The sequence below is a fragment of the Bartonella sp. ML70XJBT genome (assembly GCF_028618425.1).
Lineage (GTDB): Bacteria > Pseudomonadota > Alphaproteobacteria > Rhizobiales > Rhizobiaceae > Bartonella.
Genome location: NZ_JAQISX010000087.1, coordinates 1 through 1,408, shown reverse-complemented (window position 1 = coordinate 1,408; position 1,408 = coordinate 1). Strand labels below are relative to the sequence as shown.

General features: G+C 35.9%; 3 protein-coding genes. All 3 read right to left on the bottom strand.

The window, feature by feature from the left end; all coding sequences use genetic code 11:
- Positions 1-542: Rha family transcriptional regulator (locus PVV65_RS09765; protein ID WP_273790030.1), on the bottom strand; the 542-nt coding region annotated here is incomplete at its 3' end.
- The gene (locus tag PVV65_RS09760) at positions 535-963 is read right to left on the bottom strand and encodes an antA/AntB antirepressor family protein (RefSeq protein ID WP_273790029.1); all 429 of its coding nucleotides are present in this window, start codon (positions 961-963) and stop codon (positions 535-537) included. The genes PVV65_RS09760 and PVV65_RS09765, both read right to left, overlap by 8 nt.
- A gap of 40 nt (positions 964-1,003) precedes the next feature.
- On the bottom strand, positions 1,004-1,408 hold a 405-nt coding region (locus tag PVV65_RS09755; protein WP_273790028.1), incomplete at its 5' end, for a hypothetical protein.

Below are 1,408 nucleotides of genomic sequence, written 5' to 3'. Positions count from 1 at the left end.
TGTAAAAACTGAATGAATTGTTTTGGTTGCATTTCGAGTATTTTAGCAGCTTCTGTAAGACCAAAGAGCCCATCATGGCGCTGTAAACTTTCAAGTGCCATGGCTTTTGGTGTTAAATCTTCAATAATGCTGTCTTTTTGATCTATCTGTCCTTGTAGGTAATTCAAAAAACCAATCATAGCTTTTGGACTTGAATAATCGATTTGTGCTGGTGTTACTTGCTTTTCTAATTCTTGCCAACGGTCAATAATTTTTGCACGCAAAGCAGTGCTATAACCAGAAACAAGAATTAAACATTCACGTTTAGGGAGGTTGTAACAAGGGAGGGTACGACCAGTTGAATCTTTATAGACCCCTGCAAAATCACTCACCCCAAATTTGGGGGCAGTGTTTTCAGAATATAATTCTTCAAGCATTTTCTTGATATCACGCATAACATGGTCATGCCGTTTATCGCATAACTCAGCAATTTCACGACTAGACATGGTCGGAATAGTTTGGTTATTAAAATTTCTTTCTTCTACTGTCATAAGATTATGCATGTTTCACTCCATTCGTTGTGACAACATTTTCATTGTGCTTAATTTGTTGTTTGAGATGTCTTAAGATTTCTTCTAATGTTTCTGGTTTTGAATAATCGATTGTTGCTTTTGCTTTTTTTTCACAGTCCAAAAAATATTGACGCACTTGTTTACCTTTGAAATTAGGTTCACAAATGGCAATGTGTTTTGCTGCATTTAAAGTGAGGGCATAATCTTTAGAAGGACAACCCCGTGATGGTAATTTTTTGGTAGATGTGATAAAATCAATATCTTCTCGAAAAGAAAAATCTTTAATACAGTTTGCTATCCATTTTCTAAACTCGGCTTTGACCTCTAAAAATGCATGCAAGTCACGAGCGCTAACGGTTTGAATGGTTTGCTGTTTAATTATAGTATTTTGAATAGGGATAAAATGTTTCATTACAAACCTTATATAAATTGGATTTGAAGGGGGCGCGCTTTTAGAAGCGCACCGTATAGCTTGGGTAGTTTGGAATGACATCCCAAAGAGTTAAACGGTGCTGTTGTTCATAAGTACCGTACATTTCATCTTCATATCGCTGCTGTTCGATTTCTTCTAAAAAAAAATCGTATGCGGAGCTATGCTTAACAAAGTCGTGAGGAATATTGCCGTTAAAACATTGTTCTTCACATTCTTTAAGATAGAACTCTGCGATCTCTTCAGAGATATCTTCGCATCGGTTAGTGGTTGGTTCTACACGGAAGATTTGAAGAGCATTATCGGCTTGATCGATAAATTTGATAATTTCCTTTTCATCAAAGAAAGTACCGTATTTTGCGAGATTTTGCTCTTCATCTTCACAGACGACTAAGAGAATTTCATCAGAATTTATAAACACTGGTTT

Excerpts from the sequence above, each read along its gene's own strand:
- PVV65_RS09760 (WP_273790029.1), bottom strand. The coding sequence starts at position 963 with ATGAAACATTTTATCCCTATTCAAAATACTATAATTAAACAGCAAACC.